Genomic DNA, 19,150 nt, shown 5'->3' on the forward strand with positions numbered 1-19,150 from the left:
CGGCTATCGACTAACCGGGCAACGCACGAAGGCGGTCAGCGCTCCGAACGGATCGCCAGCGCCGTACCACCACCCAGCCCGGCCACCAACGTCAGCACCACGAATACCGCGCCCAGCCCCGCCCCGGCAGGCACCAGCGCGGCCAGCAGCGGCGGGACGCAGGCGGGCAAGGTATTGGTGAGGTTGAGCACCGCCAGGTCGCGCCCGCGTGTCTCGGGCGACGGCAGCATCTGCATCGCCAGTGCCGAATGCAGTGCCAGGAACACCGACAGTCCGGTCTGCGCAATGCCATAGCCGACGACCGCGCCGATAAAGCCGGGCGCCACCGCCATGCCGACCAGTCCCGCGATCACCAGCAGCGTCGCGCCGCCCAGGAACGGCTTGCGGCCACCGATCCGATCCGACCAGCGCCCGGCGACGATCGTCGCGACCACGACCACGGCGGTGACGATCGCCATCGCCTGCGCTACCGGCCCCGCCGCGTCGCCGCTGCCGCGCCACCGGTCGGCGAAGTGGAAAAAGGCATAGGCGGTCAGGCCGTTGCCCGCGACCTGCATCGCCAGCCGCGCGATCCACGCCCGGATCAGGTCACCGCGCACGACCGCCGCCGTCTCGGCCCCGATCGGCGCGCCGCCGCCCCCCGCCCCGCGTTCGCGCGCGAATAGCAGGAACGGCACGATCAGCAGCGCGGCCAGCGCGACATTGGCGGCGAAGCGGGTGCCTTCGGTCGGGAATAGCGGCACGGTGACGGCGGCGGCGGACAATACGCCGATCGGGTGCGATATGCCGAGCAGGCCCGATACCCGCCCCTTCTGCGCATCGGGCACTTCGTCGGCCATCACCGCGACCATCGGCGCGAACATGAGGTTCAGCGCAACCTGCCAGAAGCCGATGGCGACCAGCAACGTTGTCCGGTCGACGGCCCGGTGGATCGCCGCGAACGCCAGCGCCAGCAGCAACAAACCGGCAGCGATCGGCAGGCGGCGGCTACGGGTTCGACGCCAATGCCAGTCGCTCAACCAGCCGGCGGCAATGTTCGCGACACTGGCGACGACCGCCCCGCCCAGTACCGCCCAGCCCAGCAGCGCGACGCGGTTCGCTGGATCGATCGCGACGACCTTCACCTGCAACAGGATCGACACGAACGGCATGAACGCGACGAACAGCCCGCAATAGGCCAGCGTGTAGAGCGGGACGAAGCCGCGCGCGGGCGCGGCGGCGGAGGGGGTCAACGCCCCGCGACCCGGCGCAGCGCGGCGATCAACTGGCCGATCGTATAGGGCTTGTGCAGCAGGTCGAACCCCATCGTGCCGTGCCGGACGATGACGTCGCTATAGCCGCTGGTCAGCAGCACCGGCAGGCCGGGATGGCGTTCGCGCAGCCGCGCAGCCAGTTCGACGCCGTCGATGCCCGGCATCATCACGTCGGAAAACACGATATCGAACCCGTCCGGCCGCTCGCCGAGCACCGCCAGCGCCGCCTGTCCGTCGACGACATGCTCCGGCACGAACCCCTGCGCTTCCAGTGCCTGGGTCGTGGTGGTGCCGACCGCGACATTATCCTCGACCACCAGCACGCGCAGGCCGTTGCCTGCCAGCGACACCGGCACCTCGCGCGCCGGCGCATCGCTTCGCTCGGGCGAGAGGACCTGCGGGAGATAGAGCGCGAATTCGGTATGTCCGGGCACGCTGCGGGCACGAACCTCGCCGCCCGACTGCTTGGCAAAGCCGAACACCTGGCTCAGCCCCAGTCCCGTCCCCTTCCCCAGTTCCTTCGTCGTGAAGAAGGGTTCGAAGATGCGGGTCAGCGTTTCGTCGTCGATGCCGCTGCCGGTATCGCCGACCGTGATCACGACGAACTGGCCGGGCAGCGCCGGCGCGCCCGGCCCGGCCGGAATACCATCCACCCGGTCGACGGACAGGGTCAGGCACCCCTCCCCCTGCATCGCGTCGCGGGCATTGGCGGCGAAATTGACGATGGCGGTGTCGAACTGGTTCGGATCGGCATCGACGAACACGTCCGCATCACACGGCCGGATCGTCACCTCGATCCGTGAGCCGGCAAGGGTCCGGACGATATCGCCCAGATTGGCGACCGCTTCGTTGACGTCGAAGACCGCCGGTTGCAGCGCCGAGCGGCGGGCAAAGGCCAGCAACTGCCCGGTCAGCTTCGCTGCGCGGTCCACCGTATCGCTGATCGCCGCCAGATAGCGCTCCCGCCGTTCGTCGGTGAGCGTGGGCTGGCGCAGCAGGTCGACGGACGAACGGACGATGGTCAGCAGGTTGTTGAAATCGTGCGCCACGCCGCCGGTCAACTGGCCGATCGCCTCCATCTTCTGGCTCTGGCGCAGCGCGTCCTGCGCGGTGACCAGTGCCTTGGTCCGGTCGACGACCTGTTCCTCCAGCGATTCGGCCAGCGCCGCCAGCTCGCGCTCGGCGCGGCGGCGTTCCGTGGCCGCGCGGGTGCGTTCGGCGACCTCGCGGACGAAGGCGATCTCGTCATCGCGCCACGTCCGCGGTTCGCCATGGTTGGTGTAGATCAGCGCGACCAGCCCGCCCAGTTCGGTCAGGGGCATGTTGATGAAGGCGCGGGCGTTGATCGACTCCAGCTGCGCCGCCGTGTCGGCCGTGCGCGGGTCCAGCCGGGCATCCTCGACGATCGCCGTCTCGCCGCGCTTCAGATCGTCGATGTAACTGCCATAATCGCGGAAGTTCAGCACCCCCGCCAAGCTGCGCACGCCCGGCGCGTTCCAGTCGCGCTCGATCGTGATCGTCTCCGCCGCCCGATCGACCAGCCCATAGCCGACCCGGTCGACGCCCAGCGCCTCGCCGATGATCCGCGCCGCGGTGACGCCCATGTCGACCGGATCGTCGAGCAGGCGCAGCGCGTCATTCAGTTCGGCCATCGCCGCGCGCATCCGCTCCAGCCGCTTGTAAACGGTGACGTCGATCGACACGCCGGTCAGCCGCACGACCTCGCCATCGGCATCCAGCGTCGGCTGCCCCCGGCTGGCGATCCAGCGCACCTCGCCATCGCCGGGACGGATGCGGACCTCGATCTCCAGCGGTTCGCCGGCAAAGCTCGCCTCGATCGCCGCTACCGCCGCCGCCCGATCATCGGGATGTAGGATCGCCGACACCTCCGCCGTCGAGGGCGGATAATCGGCGTCGAAGCCGAAATTGGTCCGGCAGATTGCCGACATCGTCAGCTGGCGCGTCGCGCGGTCGAACGACCAGGTGCCGAAGCGCCCGGCCTCCAGCGCGAACAGCATCTCGCGCTCGCGCTCCTCCTGCTCGCGAAAGCGGCCGGCGAGTTCGGCCAGCAGCGCGGCGTTGCTCGATTCGAGCCCCTCCATCCGTTCGCGTTCGAGCGTAACGTCGAGCTGGCTGGCAAAGAAATAGGCGAGGCGGCCATCGGCATCGTGCACCGGAGCCAGCAACAGGCGGTTCCAGAACGGCGTGCCGTCCTTGCGATAGTTGCGGATGTCGATCTCGATCGACCGCACCGCCGCCACCGCCGCGCGGATCTGCGCGACCGTCGCGGGGTCGCTGTCGTCACCCTGCAGGAAACGACAATTCCGCCCGATAATCTCCGCGCGAGCATAACCCGTCAGGCGGCAGAAGGCGTCGTTGACGAAAACCACCGGATTGTCGGGCAGCCGCGGATCGGTGATGAGCATCGGCATGCGGGTCGCCCGCACCGCCGCGACGAACGGATCGGTCCCGCCATCCGCGCCGGCGATTTCCAGCGCGATACGGCGGTCGTCGCTCGCCGCCTGCCCGCTCGTGTCACGCCCCTGTTCCACGTCGCCTCGCATCCATGGCAGAACGTGGCGCCCCACCGGCCGTTCCCCCGGCCCGCTATGCTCGGATCAGCGTCGAACGTCCAGTCCGCCGGACAGGAAATCATCGATATCTGCCTGACGGAACAGGTTGAAATCGCCCGGCAGCGAATGTTTGAGCGCGGCGACCGCCAGCCCCCATTCGGCGGCGGTCGCTTCGTCCCGGCCCGACATCAGGGCGTGCAGCACGCCGCTGGCAAAGGCGTCGCCGCCGCCGATCCGGTCGACGATGCCGGAGATCGCGACCTCCCCGATCTGTACCGCGCCCGTCGGCATATCGATCCGCGCCGACAGCCGGTGCCGGTCGGCATCGTCGACATGCCGCGCGGTCGAGGCGATGTGGCGGAGGTTCGGAAAGGCCGCGAACGCCGCCTCGGCCGCTTCGCGCCGCCGGTCCTCACCATCGCCCGAAAATTGCTTACCCAGCAGCAGCGAGACGTCGCGATGGTTTCCGAACAGCAGGTCCGCCATCGACACCAACCGGGTCAGCACAGCGCGCGGGTCGCTGTCCCACGCCTCCCACAGCCGGGCGCGGTAATTGCCGTCGAACGAGACGGTCAGCCCGCGCGCCCGGGCCGCTTCGGCGGCGGCGATGGCGGCCTGCGCGGTTTCGTGACCCAGCGCCGGCGTGATGCCCGACAAGTGCAGCCGCGTGCAGCCCGCCAGCAGTGCGTCCCAGTCCCAGGCCGCCGCCGGGGTCGTGGCAAAGCTCGATCCGGCACGGTCATAGACGATGTCGGACGCCCTGAGGCCCGCGCCGGGGCTGAGGAAATACAGCCCCATCCGCCCCTCGCGGGTTACGACGCGCGAACAATCGACGCCCTGCGCGCGGACGGCGGCAATGGCACCGCGCCCCAACGGATTGTCGGGCACCGCGCTGACCATCGCGCTCGCATGGCCCAAACTGGCGAGCCCGACCGCGACATTGGCCTCCGCCCCGCCGACATGGACGTCGAACCGCCCGGTCTGCATCAACAATTCGCGGCCCGGCGCGGTCAGCCGCAGCAGCAATTCGCCGAAACACAGGATCATCGCGCCAGCCACCCGCCATCGACCGCAAGGATATGCCCCTGCACATAGGCCGCGGCATCGGACGCCAGGAACACCGCCGCCCCGCCCAGATCGCCTGGGTTCCCCCAGCGTCCCGCCGGAATACGGTCAAGGATCGCGGCATTGCGCGCAGGGTCCGCCTGCAACGCAGCGGTGTTGTTGGTCGCGATATAGCCCGGCGCGATAGCGTTCACCGTGACGCCGTGCTTCGCCCATTCGTTCGCCAGCAGTTTGGTGAGGCCACCGATACCCGATTTGGACGCGGTATAGCTCGGTACGCGCACCCCGCCCTGAAAGGTCAGCATCGACGCGATATTGATGATGCGCCCCTGCCCTTGCGCGATCATGTGGCGCCCGGCGGCCTGACACAGGAAGAACACCGATTTGAGGTTGGTGTCGACCACGGCGTCCCAGTCCTCCTCGGTAAAGTCGACCGCATCGGCGCGGCGGATGATCCCGGCATTGTTGACCAGGATGTCGAGCCGCCCGAGCCTTTCCAGCGTCTCCGCCACGACCCGATCGACCGGCGCGATGGTCGACAGGTCGGCGGAGACGATTTCCGCCCGGCGGCCGAGCGCGCGGACCTGTTCGGCTGTGTCGGTGGCGGGCGTGCGGCCAATCAGGGCGACATCGGCACCGGCGGTGGCCAGGGCGACGGCGATCGCCTGACCGATACCGGTATTGGCCCCGGTGACGGCCGCGACCCGGCCCGAAAGATCGAAGGGATTCATGGCAACTCCTTGGTTTCCCGCTCGGGCGGGATGCAGGCTATCGCGCGGCGCCCGTTCATTCGCATCGCGTATACCCGCGCAGGCGGGGATCCCCAGGGGTCAACTCACGCCAACTGGCAGATGTCGAGCACCTTCATGTCGGTATAGTCCTGGTTCTCCCCAGCCATCGCCCAGATGAAGGCATAGGCGCGGGTGCCCGACCCCATATGCACCGACCAGGGCGGGCTGATGACGGCCTCTTCGTTCCCCATGACGATGTGGCGCATTGCTTCGCCCTCGCCCATGTAATGGAACACCTTGTCATTGTCGGTGGGCAGTTCGAAGTAGAAATAAATCTCGCTGCGGCGTTCGTGGATGTGCGGCGGCATGGTGTTCCACACGCTGCCGGGCTTCAGCACGGTCAGGCCCATCACCAGCTGCGCCGAATCGCACACGCCGGGAATGACCAGCTGGTAGATCGTCCGCTCGTTCGATTCCTCGAGGCTGCCGCGATCGAGCGCGTTGGCATCGGCGATGCCCAGCTTGCGGGTGGTGAAGCCCTTATGCGCGGGGCACGACGCGATGTAGAAGCGCGCACCCTTGCCTGCAAACTCGACGTCGACCGCACCCATGGTGACGTAGACGCAGTCCTTGTTGCCAAGGATGAACACCTCACCGTCGACGGTCACGCTGCCCTCGGCCGAACCGACATTGACCACCGCCATCTCACGGCGTTCGAGGAACGGATGGCCCTCCGCCGATTTCGGCTCGGTCTGCGCTGGCAGCTTCACCGGCGCATCGCCGACCGCCACACCGCCGATCACGAACCGGTCGGCATGGGTGTAGTTCAGCACGCACTCGCCCTCGCGGAACAGCCCGTCGATCAGGTAGCGGTCGCGCAGCTCCTCGTTCGACACGCATTCCATCATGTCCGGGTGGGTGGCATAATAGGTACGGTCGAACATCACTCTCTCCTGATGGTAACCGGTATCAGCGGCCTTTGGCGGCCGAACCGGCATTCCTCGCTCTGATTGGCGCCTCTTCTACCGGCGAACCCTGCTGACGTCGACCCCGTTTTTGACACCGGTTTCCTGTCCTCATAACGAGAGGCTTTGCGAGCGCGTGCGTTCCGGCCTAAGTCGCGTGCCATGCAACCGCTCGATCTCCAGCAACAATCCGCCCGTACCTGGTTCGAATCGCTGCGCGACCGCATCTGCTCCGCGTTCGAAGCGATCGAACGCGAGGCGGGATCGGACGCCGCCTTCGCCTATACCCCATGGGACCGGGTCGATCCGTCGGGTGCGCCGGGCGGCGGCGGCGTGCGGGGCGTGATGAAGGGAAAGGTCTTCGAAAAGGTCGGTGTGAACGTCTCGACCGTCGGCGGCACCTTCGAGGGCGAATTCGCCAAGTCGATCCACGGCGCGGCGGACGACCCGCGCTTCTTCGCGACCGGCATCAGCCTCGTCGCGCACATGACCAATCCGCATGTCCCCGCGGTGCACATGAACACCCGCTTCCTCGTGACGACGAAGCGCTGGTTCGGCGGCGGAGCCGATCTCAACCCGCCCATCCCCTATGCGGAGGACACCGCGGATTTCCATGCCGCGATGCAGGCGGCGTGCGACGCGCACGATCCGGCGCATTACCCCAAATTCAAACAATGGGCCGACGACTATTTCTACATCCCGCATCGCGGCGTCCATCGCGGCGTCGGTGGCATTTTCTACGACCATCTGGGCAATGATTGGGACGGTGATTTCGCCTTCACCCGGGATGTTGGAGAGGCGTTCCTGTCGATCTATCCGCAGCTGGTGCGGCGGCGCAGGGCGATGCCCTATGACGATGCCGACCGGGCGCGACAGCTCGAATGGCGCGGCCGCTATGCCGAGTTCAACCTGGTCTATGATCGCGGCACGCTGTTCGGCCTGAAGACTGGCGGCAATATCGATGCGATCCTGATGAGCCTGCCGCCGCTCGCGACCTGGAGCTGACGCCATGGGGTTGATACCGGTCAAGCCGGGCGAGGTCGCGACCATCGTCACCTCGCTGGAGATGCTGGAGCGGCCGCGCCCCGCCCCGCTGCCGCCCTCTCCGCTGCGGCTGGTGCGCTGGGAAAGGCCGGGCGTCGATCGGTATCGCGCGCTGTTCCGGCGGGTCGGCGGGCCGTGGCTGTGGTTTTCGCGGCTGGTGATGGACGACGACCGGCTGACCGCGATCATCCACGACGATGCCGTCCGCATCTGGGCCGTGGTCGACCGCGCGGGGATCGAGATCGGGATGCTCGAACTCGACTTTCGCACGGCGGGCGAATGCGAGCTGTCCTATGTCGGCCTGATCCCCGAACTGGCCGGCAAGGGCCATGGCCGCTGGCTGATGGCGCATGCGCTGGCGATGGCGTGGGCGAAGGACGTGCGGCGGGTATGGGTGCATACCTGCACGCTCGACCATCCCGGCGCGCTTGGCTTCTATCGCCGGTCGGGCTTCGTGCCGTACCAGCGCACCATCGAAACCTTCGCCGACCCGCGAATCGCCGGGGCGTTGCCCGACGATTGCGGCGCGCATTACCCCTTGCTGGCTAGCCGGCGGTAGATCGTCGCGCGGACCAGCGTATAGGCGATAGCCGCCGCCATCGACATTGCCGAGATCGCGATCGCGATGATGCCGGCGGTAAACGGATTGGTCCCGCCCGCCGACGCCGCGCGGGCGATGCTCTGCAGCGCCGACTGGATGAAATAGGCGCCAAGGTGGATCAGCGCCCAGAGCGACAGCAGTTGCAGGACCCGACCGCGCGTCAGATCGAGCGCCCGCCCGACCGCATCGCCGAACCGCCGCTCCGGCTCGGCCAGCAGCACCGGCATCACCATCGCCGCGCGACCGATGACATAGAGCCCGGGCACGATGAACAGCGCCACGCCGCACACCAACGCGATGTTGAGTAGCATCGTCGCGGCGATCAGTACCGGCAACCGCCGCGCGACGATCCGCAGCGCGTCGCCGACGGTGGGCCGCGCCGGATCGAGCAGCAGCGCGAGCAGCACGGCGACGCCGACCAGTTCCGCAACCATCTGAAACGCCAGTAACGGGGCATTGTCGACCAGGAAGGACTGCATCGACGCCATCAGTGCCTGATCGTCCTTCGGCTCGACCGGTACCGTAACGCTCGACTCGCGCATGAACAGCGCCAACGCCAGATTAGGCAGGAAGAAGAACACGCCCCCGACCGCGGCGATCACGTCGCGGTCCCGCTTCCAGATCTGTACCGCGTCGTGACAGGCGGCCGCGACGTTCAACCTCATGCGAAGACGGCCGCGTCGTCCTGCTGGCCGACGACTTCGCGGTACAGCTTGCCGACGAACGCGCTCTGGTACAGCGCCAGCGCCGCGCTGACCGCTGCCACGGCAAACGCCCCGGCGATGATGGCCGGCGACAGGCCACCGTCGTTGGCGGTGAACAGCCCGATCAGGCCGCCGACCACGAACTGCGCCGCCGACACCGCGACGCCGGCGACGATGCCGTAGAGGATCAGCACGCCGATCAGCTTGAACGTCATGCCGCGCGTCACGGCGAAGGCGCGGCCGATCGCGCCGACGCCCCGCCGCTCATGCGCGACCACGGCGTTGATCGGCAGCAACCGGGCCGACACCCACAGCAGGAACAACGCGAGCACAAAGAAATACAGCAGCGCGAAGCCGAGCTTGCCGATTTCCGAGGGCTGGGGCGGCACGCCGTTCATCACCGATGTGAAGTCGAATCCGCTCGCAACGGCCAGGACGACTCCGGGGATCGCCAGCACCGCCAGGATCGCCATCAGCACGATGCTGACCCCGATCATCGGCAGGAAGCGCGTGCGGGCCAGCGACAGCGCGACGCGATGCTGTTCCTGTCCGTTGGGCTGCGCCGAGAACGCGACCAGATAGAGCGCGCCCCATAGCGACACGACGGCGGTCACCAGCGACAAAACTCCCAGTAGCGCCGCCATGCCGCCAGTCGCATCGGCGCGGACGCCGTTCAGGCTGCCGCTGAGCGCCGGCACCGCGAATTGCGTGACCAGCAGCACCGGCATCAGTTCGCCGGCATGGTCGCGCACGAAATCCACGGCGCGGTCCCAGATCGTCCCGATCTTTGCCATCGTTGCACTTGCTCCCCTTTTATCCGATGGAAGCTCTACCCATCCTGATCCTGAATGAAAATGGCCCCTGACCCCCACGTCCCGCCCGTCGCGACCGCGCAGCAGATCGAATGGCGCCCCGAAACCGGACAGATCGACTACCCCGTGGCGCTGGCGACCATGGAGACCCGCGCGACCGCGATCGCCGATGGCATGGCGGCCGAAATGATCTGGCTGCTTGAACATCCGCCGCTCTACACCGCCGGCACCAGCGCCGACCCCGCCGAGTTGCTCGACCCGCGCTTTCCCGTTCATGCCGCGGGGCGCGGCGGGCGCTACACCTATCACGGTCCTGGCCAGCGGATCGGTTACCTGATGCTCGACCTGACGCGGCGCGGACGCGACGTGCGCCGCTTCGTCCATGCGGTGGAGTCGTGGGTGATCGGTGCGCTGGCGACCTTCGACATCCATGCCTATGCCGTGCCCGATCGCATCGGCATCTGGACGTCCGATGGCGGCACCGAAGCGAAGATCGGCGCGATCGGCGTACGGGTGCGCCGCTGGGCGACGCTGCACGGATTTTCGGTCAATCTGGCCCCAGATTTGTCACATTTCGGGGGCATCGTCCCGTGTGGGATCGCCGAATTTCCCGTGACCAGCGCAGCGGCGCTTGGAAAGACGGTCGACCCGGGAATGTTCGATGCAGCGCTCGCCGCCGGGTTGCCGGCTTTTCTGGACGGGCTGTACCCCCCTGCGAAAGAGGCTTGAGGGCAAGCACCCCTTCGACTAATGTCCAGCACGGATTGGGTATTAACGGCAAAAGAAACGCCGCCTATCCATAGCTTAGGGAGCTTACCATGCGTGCATTCTCGAAGATCCTGACCGGTTCGATCATCGCCGGCGCGGCGCTAGCGCTGTCGGCTTGCGGCGGCAACACCGAAACCACCGCCGACAACGCGACCATCACCGACCTGAACTCGACCGACATGATGGACGGCACGATGTCGGACAACATGACCGCCGTTGACGGCGCCATGGGCAACGACACCATGATGATGTCGAACGACAGCATGATGATGTCGAACGACACCATGATGTCGAACGAAGCCGGCATGACCAACGCCATGTAATCAGCCGATTTCGGCTATTCTGGCGAGGGGCCGTCCGGGCGACCGGGCGGCCCTTTTCGTTATCCGTCCCCGGCCGGCCGGATCGTTACGCCCCTGTGCGGCGAAACGTGGCGATCCGATGCAAGTTGGGGCTTGGGTCGCCACGAAAAACGCCTTAACCATCGCTGCTTGCCCTGGCGCCAAGCCCGCGCCGTGAAAGGAAGAGATGAGCGTAGTGCGTACCCTGGTCCTGGCCGCTGCCGCCGCCCTGACCGTCGCGGCATCCCCCGCGTCGGCCCAATTTTTTTTCAAGCCCTATGATCTGGAGGGCCCGCGCGTCACCGGGGAGGAACCGGGCGTCACGACGCAGGCGCTGCCCGGCGCGACCCCGGCCGAGCTGCGCGCGGCGGTGCTGTGGAACATGCGCTCGGCGCTGAACGTCGCGGCGCTGCAATGCCAGTTCGAACCGACGATGCAGACGCTGAACAACTACAACGCGATGCTGTTCGACCATGCCGACGAGCTGAAGGACAGCTATGCCGCGCTGGACAAGTATTTCGATCGGACCACCGGTTCGCTGAAGGCCGGCCAGACCGCGCTCGACCAGTTCGGTACGCGGGTGTATTCCAGCTTCTCGACCGTGTCGGCGCAGCTCGGCTTCTGCCAGGCCGCGAACGAGATCGGGCAGGAAGCGCTGTTCGTGCCGCGCGGCTATCTGGGCGAATTCGCCCAGCTGCGGATGCGCAAGCTGCGCAATTCGCTGGTTCCCTACGGCGAACAGCAGTTCACGCGGCAGATTCCGTATATGCGCCCGGTGCGCCTGTACCAGTTCGAAAACCCGAAATGCTGGCGCAAGGGCATCTGGCAGACCAAGAAGTGCGGCGCGTTCCCCAGCTGACGCCGCTTTCCAAAAAAAAACGCGGAATACCGGAACCAAGGATAAGGCCTGCCGTTATCACCCTCGGATAGCGATCTTATGCCCCCCCGCTCTCGCTATCCGCTAAAAGGACCCGGTAGGCGCAAACCCTCCCCCCCCCCGGTAGTGCCACCGGGTCCATATACTGGTTTCACCTAAGCGACCCGTCGGCCTCAAAACCGGCGGGTCGCTTTTTGCTGGCCATCCCATTTCCATGCCGGAACGAATATTTTCGCCAAACATTCTTTCGCCGGAGCGAGCGAGTCTCGCGAAACCGGGAGATCGATATGCGTAAGATTCTGAGCCTTGCCGTAGTGGCCGGCGCCCTGGCCGTCAGCGCCTGCAACACCGTCGAAGGTGTCGGTAGGGACGTGTCGTCGGCCGGCAACGCCGTCGCGGGCGCCGCCAAGGACAGCAAGTAAGTCGCATCCGGCGCTAGAGACGCCGGAACGACAAGGGCGGCCCGGACCATGTCCGAGCCGCCCTTTTTCGTGTCGGACGCCAGAGAGCCACGCCGGCGTCAGATGGTCTGGTCGTCGACCTCGCTGACTTCGTCCGTAGCGGGATCGCGCTTCGCCCGACGCTTCTCGGTGAACCAGATCGCGATCAGCGCCAGTTCGTAGAGCAGGATCAGCGGTACAGCGAGCAGGAACTGTGACCCGATGTCCGGCGGCGTCGCGACCGCAGCGATCGCGAAGGCGGCGACGATCGCGTACCGCCGCGCCCCGACCAGCTGCTTGCGCGTAACGATGCCGGCCAACTCCAGCAGCATCAACAGCACCGGCAACAGGAAGGCAAGGCCGAACGCGAACAGAAACTGCATCACGAACGAGAGGTAATTCTCGATCGAGGGCATCGCCTCCTGCTCGACGCCGCCCAGATTGCCCTGATATCCGAGCAGGAAATGCAGCGCGACCGGGATGGTGACGTAATAGGCCAGCGCAGCACCGGCGATGAACAGCACCGGCGTCGCCAGCAGGAACGGGAACAGCGCCTTCTTTTCGTTGCGGTACAGGCCCGGTGCCACGAACTGCCAGAGCTGGTTCGCGATCACCGGAAAGGACAGCATCATCGCGGCGAAGAACGCCACCTTGATCTGGACGAAGAACGCCTCGAAAATCTGGGTGAAGATCACGCGCTTCTGCCCCGCCGCCAGCAAGGGCTTGAGCAGGAACGTCAGGATCTGGTGCGAAAAATAGAAGCAGAGCGCAAAGCACGCGGCTACCGCGACCACCGAATAAAGCAGGCGACGGCGCAATTCGATCAGGTGATCGAGCAAGGGTGCCTGGCTGTCGTCGATATCGTTCATGACGGGGCCTTGCCATCAGCGGCGGGCGGATGGTCGCCGGGTGCTTCACGCAGTTCGGGCCGTTCGACCATCACCGGAGCCGGATCGTCCTCGGGCGATGCCGGAGCGGGATCATGGACCGGCGGCGGCGGCGAAGGCGCGTCGATCGGGTGCACGGCCGCCGGCGGATCGGCGGGATGCTCGCGCATGATCCGGGCGTTTTCCTCCGCCCATTTCTTTTCCATTTCCGCCAGTTCGGCTTCGCGCACCATCGTGTCGAAACCTGAGCGGAACTGGCGCGCGACGCCACGCGCCTTGCCGACCCACAGGCCGACGATACGCATGGCCTTCGGCAAATCCTTGGGACCGATGACGACCAGCGCGACCAGCGCGACGACCATCAATTCGGTGGGAGCGATATCGAACATCGGCGCTCAAGGTCGGGCGGGCGCCACGGCCCGCCGGGGAATGGAAGTCAGCGGTCGCCGTGTGGGCGGTCGTCGCGAACGGGGTCGCGGTGCAGCGGGTCTCGCGGCGCCGGATCACGATCATAGCCAGTATCGAGCGGACGCTGTTCCAGCCGTTCGCGCGGACGCGCGGGCGGCGGCACATCGTCATCCTCGGCCATGCCCTTCTTGAAGCTCTTCAGCCCCTTGGCCACGTCGCCCATCATGTCGGAAAACCGACCCTTGCCGAACAGCAGCAGGATCGCGACGCCGACGATAAGCCAGTGCCAAATGCTAAGACCACCCATCGTCTACACTCCAAGCGAAACGGATCGTTGCCGTCCACTTAGTCGCTATCGCCGCCGCTTTCCAGCACGCTTGCAAAGGCATCGTCGATTGGTTCGAGCAGACTCGCCGCGCGCAAATCGTCGATCCCCGGCAGGTCGCGGCGACTGTTCAGCCCGAAATGGTCGAGAAACGCCTGCGTCGTTGCGTACGCCAGCGGACGGCCCGGCACCTCGCGCCTGCCCGCCGGTCGGACCCAACCCGCCGCCAGCAACACATCGATCGTGCCCTTGGAAATCTGCACGCCGCGGATCGATTCGATGTCCGCACGGGTCGCCGGCTCATGATAGGCGATGATCGCCAGTGTCTCGATCGCGGCGCGCGACAGGCGGCGCGACTCGTCGCGGTCGCGGCGCAGGAAATGGGCTAGGTCGGGCGCAGTTTCGAAATGCCAATGCTCTCCCCGCCGGACCAGGCCGAAGCCGCGCCCGGCATGATCCGCCTCGATCGTGGTGAGCGCGGCACGGACATCCCCGTCCCCGACATAGGCGGCGATCATCGCGACCGTCATCGGTGCTTCGCTGGCGAACAGCACCGCCTCTACCGCACGGACGAACGGATCGGTCATGCGATGCGCCGGATATCGATCGGCCCGAACGGCGCATCCTGCCGGATCGCCACCCGCCCCTGCCGCGCAAGTTCGAGCGTCGCCAAAAAGGTCGATGCGAGCGCCGAACGCCGATAGCGCTCCTCGGCATCGATCGGCAGGAAGGCGGCGATCGAGGTCCAGTCGATCCGCGTGCCGAGCATCGCCTCGACCCGTTCGATCGCAACCTCCAGCGTCATCACCGGTCGCGTCGCGACGACATGCAGCACCGGGCGGGTCCGGGCGCTGATCCGGCCATAGGCTTCGATCAGATCGTACAGGCCGGCGTCCCACCGCGCCTTGCGCACGACGTTCAGCCCTTCGGGATCGCCACGCAGGAACACGTCGCGGCCGATGCGGTCGCGCGCCATCAATCGCGCGCCGGCCTCCCGCATCGCATCGAGTCGTTCGAGCCGCAGTTGCAGGCGCAGCGCCAATTCCTCCGGGTCGGGATCCATTTCCGGTTCGCGCGGCAGCAGCAACGCGGATTTCAGATAGGCAAGCCACGCCGCCATCACGAGCCAGTCGGCCGCCAGTTCGAGCCGCAGGGCAGTGACCCGATCGATCCAGCGCAGATATTGCTCGACCAGCGCAAGGATCGATATCCGGCGCAGATCGACCTTCTGCGTCCGGGCGAGCGCCAGCAGCAGGTCGAGCGGCCCTTCCCACCCGTCCAGTTCGATCGTCAGTACCGGCGCATCGGCGTCCATGGCGCGATCCTACCGGCTCGCCGCGCGATCCGTCACCGATATTCGTGCGTGACGTCCTGATGCACGCCGCGCAGCCGGACGGCTCGGCCGTTCTCGATGTCGGGGGCGGCAACGATACGGAGCCAGCGGAACGGCTGACCGGGCGCGTCGACCGCCGCATCGATGGTGAAGCCGCGGTGGTGGCGAATGGCATGGCTGCGCAGCCGTTCGACGGCCGCGCGCGATTCGGGCCGATACATCGGCAGGACACATTCGCGCTTCGGGGGTACGCCGATCGGCAGCCCGAACAGGAGGAAGGTCGCTTCGGACCAGGTCAGTCGGTTCGTCGTCAGATCGCAGGAGAATGGGCCGTCGCCGGCCAGACCGGGGCTGTAGCCGATGTCGAGCAGCCCTTCGGACAGGCGCAGTCCCCGTTCGAAGATCGGCCAGCTATGATGCAGGGGCAGAGGCTCGGTCGGCAGCATCTTCCGGTTCCCAGGCGGCAGGCGCGGGCAGGATAATACCGCCTGGTTAAGAACCGATAAGCGCCTTAGGCAAGCGCCAGCAGGCGGTCGCGCGTGTCGACCAGTTCGGCGAGCGGAACCGGGCTGGCAGTGCCGATCCCCGCCATCGCACGGTCGAGGCGCGCGCGGGACACCGGTGCGATATCGTCCAGCCGATCCGCGATCGCTGCCATCTCCTCCATGCGCGCCCAGCAGTCGAGCACGACATCGCAACCCGCGGCGATGGCGTCCGCCGCCTTGTCGGCGGGCGCACCGCTCAACGCCTTCATGTCGATGTCGTCGGTCATCAACAGCCCGTCGAAGCCGATCCGCCCGCGGATGATATCGCGGATGACCGTTGGCGACAGGGTGGCGGGCAGCGCCGCGTCCCATGCCTCGAACACGACATGCGCGGTCATCGCCATCGGCGCGGAAGACAGCGTCGCAAACGGCGAGATATCCTGTTCGAGCGCATCGGCGGGTGCGGAGACGCGCGGCAGCTCGAGGTGGCTGTCGACCGTCGCGCGGCCATGGCCCGGCATGTGCTTGACGATGCCGACCACTCCGGCCGCGGCCAGTCCGTCGAGCGTCGCGCGGCCAAGTGCTGCGACCTGCATCGGGTCCGCACCGAAGCTGCGGTCGCCGATCGCGCCGGTCATATCGGACTGCGCCACGTCGAGCAGCGGCGTCGCATCGACCGTCACCCCGACCTCCGCCAGCATGACGCCCAGTGCCTGCCCATTGGCCTTCGCCGCCGCGATGGCGGAGGACGGCGCACGATCGTACAGCGCGGCGAAGGCCGAGGGGGCGGGAAAGGCGGGCCACACCGGCGGCTGCATCCGCGCAACGCGACCCCCTTCCTGATCGATCAGGATCGGCAGGTCCGCCCGCCCCGACAGATCGCGCAATGAATCGGTCAGGGCGCGCATCTGATCCCGATCGACGCAGTTGCGACCGAACAGGATATAGCCGAGCGGATCGGCCGCGCGGAACAGCGCGGCTTCGTCGGCGGTCAGCGTCGGGCCGGACAGGCCAAAGATTACGGGCTTCATAGGGTGACGGCTACCGCAGGTCCCCGACCGCGACAACCGGGGTATGTCATCGGGCTATGAAGCAATTCTCTCCAGCCAGCTTGAGCTTGCCACAGAGGTCCGACGCCTGGTTCGCGCTGCCCGCATTCACGCGCAGGCGATAGACGGTCTTGCCCTTCACCTCCGCCGTCTGCACCGACTTGCCCAGGGGAGCCAGATAGGCGAAGCGGCGCGACAGCTGGTTCCACGCGGTGTTCGCCACGCCCTCGCTCGGGAAGGAGCCGAGCTGCACGACCGAACCGCCGGCACCCGGCGCGGTTTCGACCGGCGCGGCCGCCGCTGGCGCACGCGCTTCCAACCGCGTAGTGGTGGTCGGCACGGCCGTCGCCACCCGCCCGGTGCCGCTGCTGGTCGGACCGGCGGCAGGCGCGGCGGCCTTGCCCTGGATCGGTGCTTCGGGAACGGCGTTCAGGTTGACCGACGCGTTGCCCCCAGTCGCCCCCTCGCTGGTCGCGATCGCGGTGTCGCTGTCGCCGGTCACGCGCATGCCGTCGGCTTCCTGCGGGCGGGTCTTGTACGGACCCTCCGGCGCGGCGATCAGGTCGCCGGTGCCGCTGGCGGTCGGCGCGCCTCGATGGCGCAGCAAGGCAAAGGCGATCGTGCCGACCATCAGCAGGCCGATCAGCACGATCAGCACCGTGCGCCAGATCGGACGCGCGGGTTCCGGCTCCGGCTCCGCGCTTTCCAGCCAGGGCAGGCGTTCGTGGTCGGGATCGCCGGATGCGATCATGTCCGCCATCACTTCATCTCCTCGACCGCCTCGACACCCATGATGGCCAGGCCGTTGCGGATAATCTGCCCGATCGCGCGGGCGAGGAAAAGCCGCGCCTGCGTCAGCGCAGGGTCGTCGACCTGAAGGTACCGACGGGACGGATCGTCATTGCCCAGATTCCATGCCGCATGGAACTCCGCCGCCAGATCATAGAGATAGAAGGCGATCCGGTGCGGTTCGCGCGCCGCCGCCGCGCTTTCGACGACACGCGGGAACTGCGCCGCGCGCTTCACCAGCGCCAGCTCGACCGTATCGAGACGGGACAGGTCGGCGTTCGCGTCCTCGGCAATGCCCGCCTCCGCCGCGCGGCGGACGAGCGAATGGACGCGGGCATGGGCGTATTGCACGTAGAAGACCGGGTTGTCCTTCGACGCCTCGACCACCTTGGCGAAGTCGAAGTCCATCTGCGCATCGGCCTTGCGCGTCAGCATGGTGAAGCGGACGACGTCCTTGCCGACTTCGTTGACGACATCGGCCAGTGTCACGAAATTGCCGGCGCGCTTCGACATCTTGACCGGTTCGCCGCCGCGCAGCAGGCGTACCATCTGCACCAGCTTCACGTCGAAGCGGGTCTTGCCTTCCGTCAGTGCCTGCACCGCCGCGACGATCCGCTTGACCGTGCCGGCATGGTCCGCGCCCCAGATGTCGATCAGCTGATCGGCGCCCTGCGCCTTCTGGAAATGATAGGCGAGGTCGGCGCCGAAATAGGTCCAGCTGCCGTCCGACTTCCTGATCGGGCGGTCCTGGTCGTCGCCGAACTTCGTCGAGCGGAACAGCGGCAGTTCGACCGGTTCCCAGTCGTCGGGCAATTCGCCCTTCGGCGCCTCGAGCACGCCGTCATAGATCAGGTCACGTTCGCGCAGCCATGCCTCCGCCGCTTCGGGCTTGCCGGCCGCCTGCAGGTCCGCTTCCGACGAAAAGACGTCGTGGTGGATGCCGAGCAGTTGCAGGTCGGCGCGGATCATTTCCAGCATCGCTGCCACCGTCTTGGTGCGGAACAGCGCCAACCATTCCTCTTCGGGCGCATCGACGTAACGGTCGCCAAATTCGGCCGCGAGCATCTGCCCGACCGGGACCAGATAGTCCCCGGGGTACAGCCCTTCCGGGATGGTGATCGTCTCCCCCAGCGCCTCGCGGTAGCGCAGGTGCGCCGAGCGGGCGAGGACGGCGACCTGCCCGCCGGCATCGTTGACATAATATTCGCGGATGACGCGCGCGCCGTTCCATTCCAGCAGGCTTGCGAGCGCATCGCCCACCACCGCGCCGCGGCAATGGCCCATGTGCATCGGGCCGGTCGGGTTGGCCGAGACATATTCGATGTTCACCACCTGCCCCGCGCCGACCTGCGACCGGCCATAGGCGTCGCCGGCGTCGGCGATCGCGGTCAGTTCACCGCGCCACGTGTCGTCGGTGAGCGTCAGGTTAATAAAGCCGGGGCCGGCGACCGAGGCGCTAGCGACTTCGGGAAGGCCGGCAAGCTCGGCGACCAGCAGCTCGGCCAGCGCGCGCGGATTGGTCCTGGCCGGCTTGGCCAGCACCATCGCGGCGTTGGTCGACAGGTCGCCATGGGTCGTGTCACGCGGCGGTTCGACCGTGATCGCGCGTCGCTCCAACCCCGCCGGCAGGTCGCCACGGGCGACGAGCGTGTCGAGCGCGCGGTCGAGATGGGCGAAGAAACGGGGGTACAGCGTCATGG

Annotated in this window: 22 protein-coding genes; 6 read left to right on the forward strand and 16 right to left on the reverse strand. The window is 67.1% G+C overall.

The genetic code is table 11. The annotated features are described in order from the left end of the window. Window positions 1–35 precede the first annotated feature (35 nt). The 5 genes from CA237_RS00625 to kduI all read right to left on the reverse strand — a co-directional run bounded on the left by CA237_RS00625 (window position 36) and on the right by kduI (window position 6,566). Entirely contained in the window at window positions 36–1,232 is a 1,197-nt protein-coding gene (locus CA237_RS00625; protein WP_126012308.1) for an MFS transporter, read from the reverse strand. Continuing rightward, on the reverse strand, window positions 1,229–3,805 hold the full coding sequence (locus CA237_RS00630) for a PAS domain-containing protein (RefSeq protein ID WP_241215397.1): 2,577 nt from the start codon (window positions 3,803–3,805) through the stop codon (window positions 1,229–1,231). Before CA237_RS00630 ends, CA237_RS00625 begins: the two co-directional genes overlap by 4 nt. A 66-nt stretch (window positions 3,806–3,871) precedes the next feature. Beyond that, a complete protein-coding gene (locus tag CA237_RS00635) occupies window positions 3,872–4,873 on the reverse strand; it encodes a sugar kinase (RefSeq protein WP_126012310.1) in 1,002 nt (333 codons plus the stop codon). Beyond that, window positions 4,870–5,622 (reverse strand): 2-dehydro-3-deoxy-D-gluconate 5-dehydrogenase KduD, encoded by a 753-nt coding sequence (gene kduD, locus CA237_RS00640; protein ID WP_066687083.1) that lies wholly within the window; start codon window positions 5,620–5,622, stop codon window positions 4,870–4,872. The genes CA237_RS00635 and kduD overlap by 4 nt, the downstream gene beginning before the upstream one ends. A 104-nt stretch (window positions 5,623–5,726) precedes the next feature. Continuing rightward, entirely contained in the window at window positions 5,727–6,566 is an 840-nt protein-coding gene (kduI, locus tag CA237_RS00645; RefSeq protein WP_066687080.1) for a 5-dehydro-4-deoxy-D-glucuronate isomerase, read from the reverse strand. 183 nt (window positions 6,567–6,749) lie between these two features. Between kduI and hemF the strand changes: the two genes are divergently transcribed. Together hemF and CA237_RS00655 are read left to right on the forward strand one after the other, a co-directional pair. After that, entirely contained in the window at window positions 6,750–7,592 is an 843-nt protein-coding gene (gene hemF / locus CA237_RS00650) for an oxygen-dependent coproporphyrinogen oxidase (RefSeq protein ID WP_066687077.1), read from the forward strand. 4 nt (window positions 7,593–7,596) lie between these two features. Next, window positions 7,597–8,190, forward strand: a complete 594-nt coding sequence (locus tag CA237_RS00655) for a GNAT family N-acetyltransferase (RefSeq protein ID WP_066687074.1) — start codon at window positions 7,597–7,599, stop codon at window positions 8,188–8,190. On the opposite strand, the gene CA237_RS00660 is transcribed toward CA237_RS00655, so the two are convergent. Together CA237_RS00660 and CA237_RS00665 are read right to left on the reverse strand one after the other, a co-directional pair. After that, entirely contained in the window at window positions 8,163–8,897 is a 735-nt protein-coding gene (locus CA237_RS00660; protein ID WP_126012312.1) for a hypothetical protein, read from the reverse strand. The two genes, CA237_RS00655 and CA237_RS00660, sit on opposite strands and share 28 nt — an antisense overlap. Next, a complete protein-coding gene (locus tag CA237_RS00665) occupies window positions 8,894–9,730 on the reverse strand; it encodes a hypothetical protein (protein WP_066687068.1) in 837 nt (278 codons plus the stop codon). Before CA237_RS00665 ends, CA237_RS00660 begins: the two co-directional genes overlap by 4 nt. A 60-nt stretch (window positions 9,731–9,790) precedes the next feature. Here CA237_RS00665 and lipB point away from each other — a divergent pair, with 60 nt between their 5' ends. The 4 genes from lipB (at window position 9,791) to CA237_RS00685 (ending at window position 12,156) form a co-directional block, all read left to right on the forward strand. Continuing rightward, complete coding sequence (lipB, locus tag CA237_RS00670) at window positions 9,791–10,477, forward strand: lipoyl(octanoyl) transferase LipB (RefSeq protein ID WP_066687065.1); 687 nt, start codon at window positions 9,791–9,793, stop codon at window positions 10,475–10,477. A gap of 89 nt (window positions 10,478–10,566) precedes the next feature. Next, a complete protein-coding gene (locus CA237_RS00675; protein WP_066687061.1) occupies window positions 10,567–10,839 on the forward strand; it encodes a hypothetical protein in 273 nt (90 codons plus the stop codon). Between the two features lie 205 nt (window positions 10,840–11,044). Then, window positions 11,045–11,716 carry a hypothetical protein gene (locus CA237_RS00680; protein ID WP_126012314.1) on the forward strand — a complete coding sequence of 224 codons (672 nt, stop codon included), beginning with the start codon at window positions 11,045–11,047 and terminating at the stop codon, window positions 11,714–11,716. 305 nt (window positions 11,717–12,021) lie between these two features. Continuing rightward, window positions 12,022–12,156 carry an entericidin A/B family lipoprotein gene (locus tag CA237_RS00685; protein WP_066687046.1) on the forward strand — a complete coding sequence of 45 codons (135 nt, stop codon included), beginning with the start codon at window positions 12,022–12,024 and terminating at the stop codon, window positions 12,154–12,156. A 98-nt stretch (window positions 12,157–12,254) separates the two neighbouring features. On the opposite strand, the gene tatC is transcribed toward CA237_RS00685, so the two are convergent. The 9 genes from tatC to argS form a co-directional block, all read right to left on the reverse strand. Then, window positions 12,255–13,043, reverse strand: coding sequence for a twin-arginine translocase subunit TatC (tatC, locus tag CA237_RS00690; RefSeq protein WP_066687042.1), 789 nt, complete (start codon window positions 13,041–13,043; stop codon window positions 12,255–12,257). Then, the gene (gene tatB / locus CA237_RS00695; protein ID WP_066687039.1) at window positions 13,040–13,450 is read right to left on the reverse strand and encodes a Sec-independent protein translocase protein TatB; all 411 of its coding nucleotides are present in this window, start codon (window positions 13,448–13,450) and stop codon (window positions 13,040–13,042) included. Before tatB ends, tatC begins: the two co-directional genes overlap by 4 nt. Before the next feature lie 47 nt (window positions 13,451–13,497). Then, complete coding sequence (locus CA237_RS00700; protein WP_066687035.1) at window positions 13,498–13,776, reverse strand: twin-arginine translocase TatA/TatE family subunit; 279 nt, start codon at window positions 13,774–13,776, stop codon at window positions 13,498–13,500. Window positions 13,777–13,814: 38 nt separating this feature from the next. After that, on the reverse strand, window positions 13,815–14,381 hold the full coding sequence (gene scpB, locus CA237_RS00705) for an SMC-Scp complex subunit ScpB (protein WP_066687032.1): 567 nt from the start codon (window positions 14,379–14,381) through the stop codon (window positions 13,815–13,817). Beyond that, window positions 14,378–15,109: a ScpA family protein gene (locus CA237_RS00710; protein WP_066687029.1), complete on the reverse strand. Its 732-nt coding sequence runs from the start codon at window positions 15,107–15,109 to the stop codon at window positions 14,378–14,380. The genes scpB and CA237_RS00710 overlap by 4 nt, the downstream gene beginning before the upstream one ends. 32 nt (window positions 15,110–15,141) lie before the next feature. Then, entirely contained in the window at window positions 15,142–15,573 is a 432-nt protein-coding gene (locus CA237_RS00715; RefSeq protein WP_066687026.1) for a hypothetical protein, read from the reverse strand. A gap of 65 nt (window positions 15,574–15,638) precedes the next feature. Then, on the reverse strand, window positions 15,639–16,643 hold the full coding sequence (gene nagZ / locus CA237_RS00720) for a beta-N-acetylhexosaminidase (protein WP_066687023.1): 1,005 nt from the start codon (window positions 16,641–16,643) through the stop codon (window positions 15,639–15,641). 46 nt (window positions 16,644–16,689) lie between these two features. Continuing rightward, complete coding sequence (locus CA237_RS00725) at window positions 16,690–17,421, reverse strand: SPOR domain-containing protein (RefSeq protein ID WP_232307819.1); 732 nt, start codon at window positions 17,419–17,421, stop codon at window positions 16,690–16,692. Then, window positions 17,421–19,148, reverse strand: a complete 1,728-nt coding sequence (argS, locus tag CA237_RS00730; protein WP_066687020.1) for an arginine--tRNA ligase — start codon at window positions 19,146–19,148, stop codon at window positions 17,421–17,423. The genes CA237_RS00725 and argS overlap by 1 nt, the downstream gene beginning before the upstream one ends. Window positions 19,149–19,150 lie beyond the last annotated feature (2 nt).

It is taken from the genome of Sphingomonas sp. ABOLH (genome assembly GCF_003951715.1).
Lineage (GTDB): Bacteria > Pseudomonadota > Alphaproteobacteria > Sphingomonadales > Sphingomonadaceae > Sphingomonas > Sphingomonas hankookensis_A.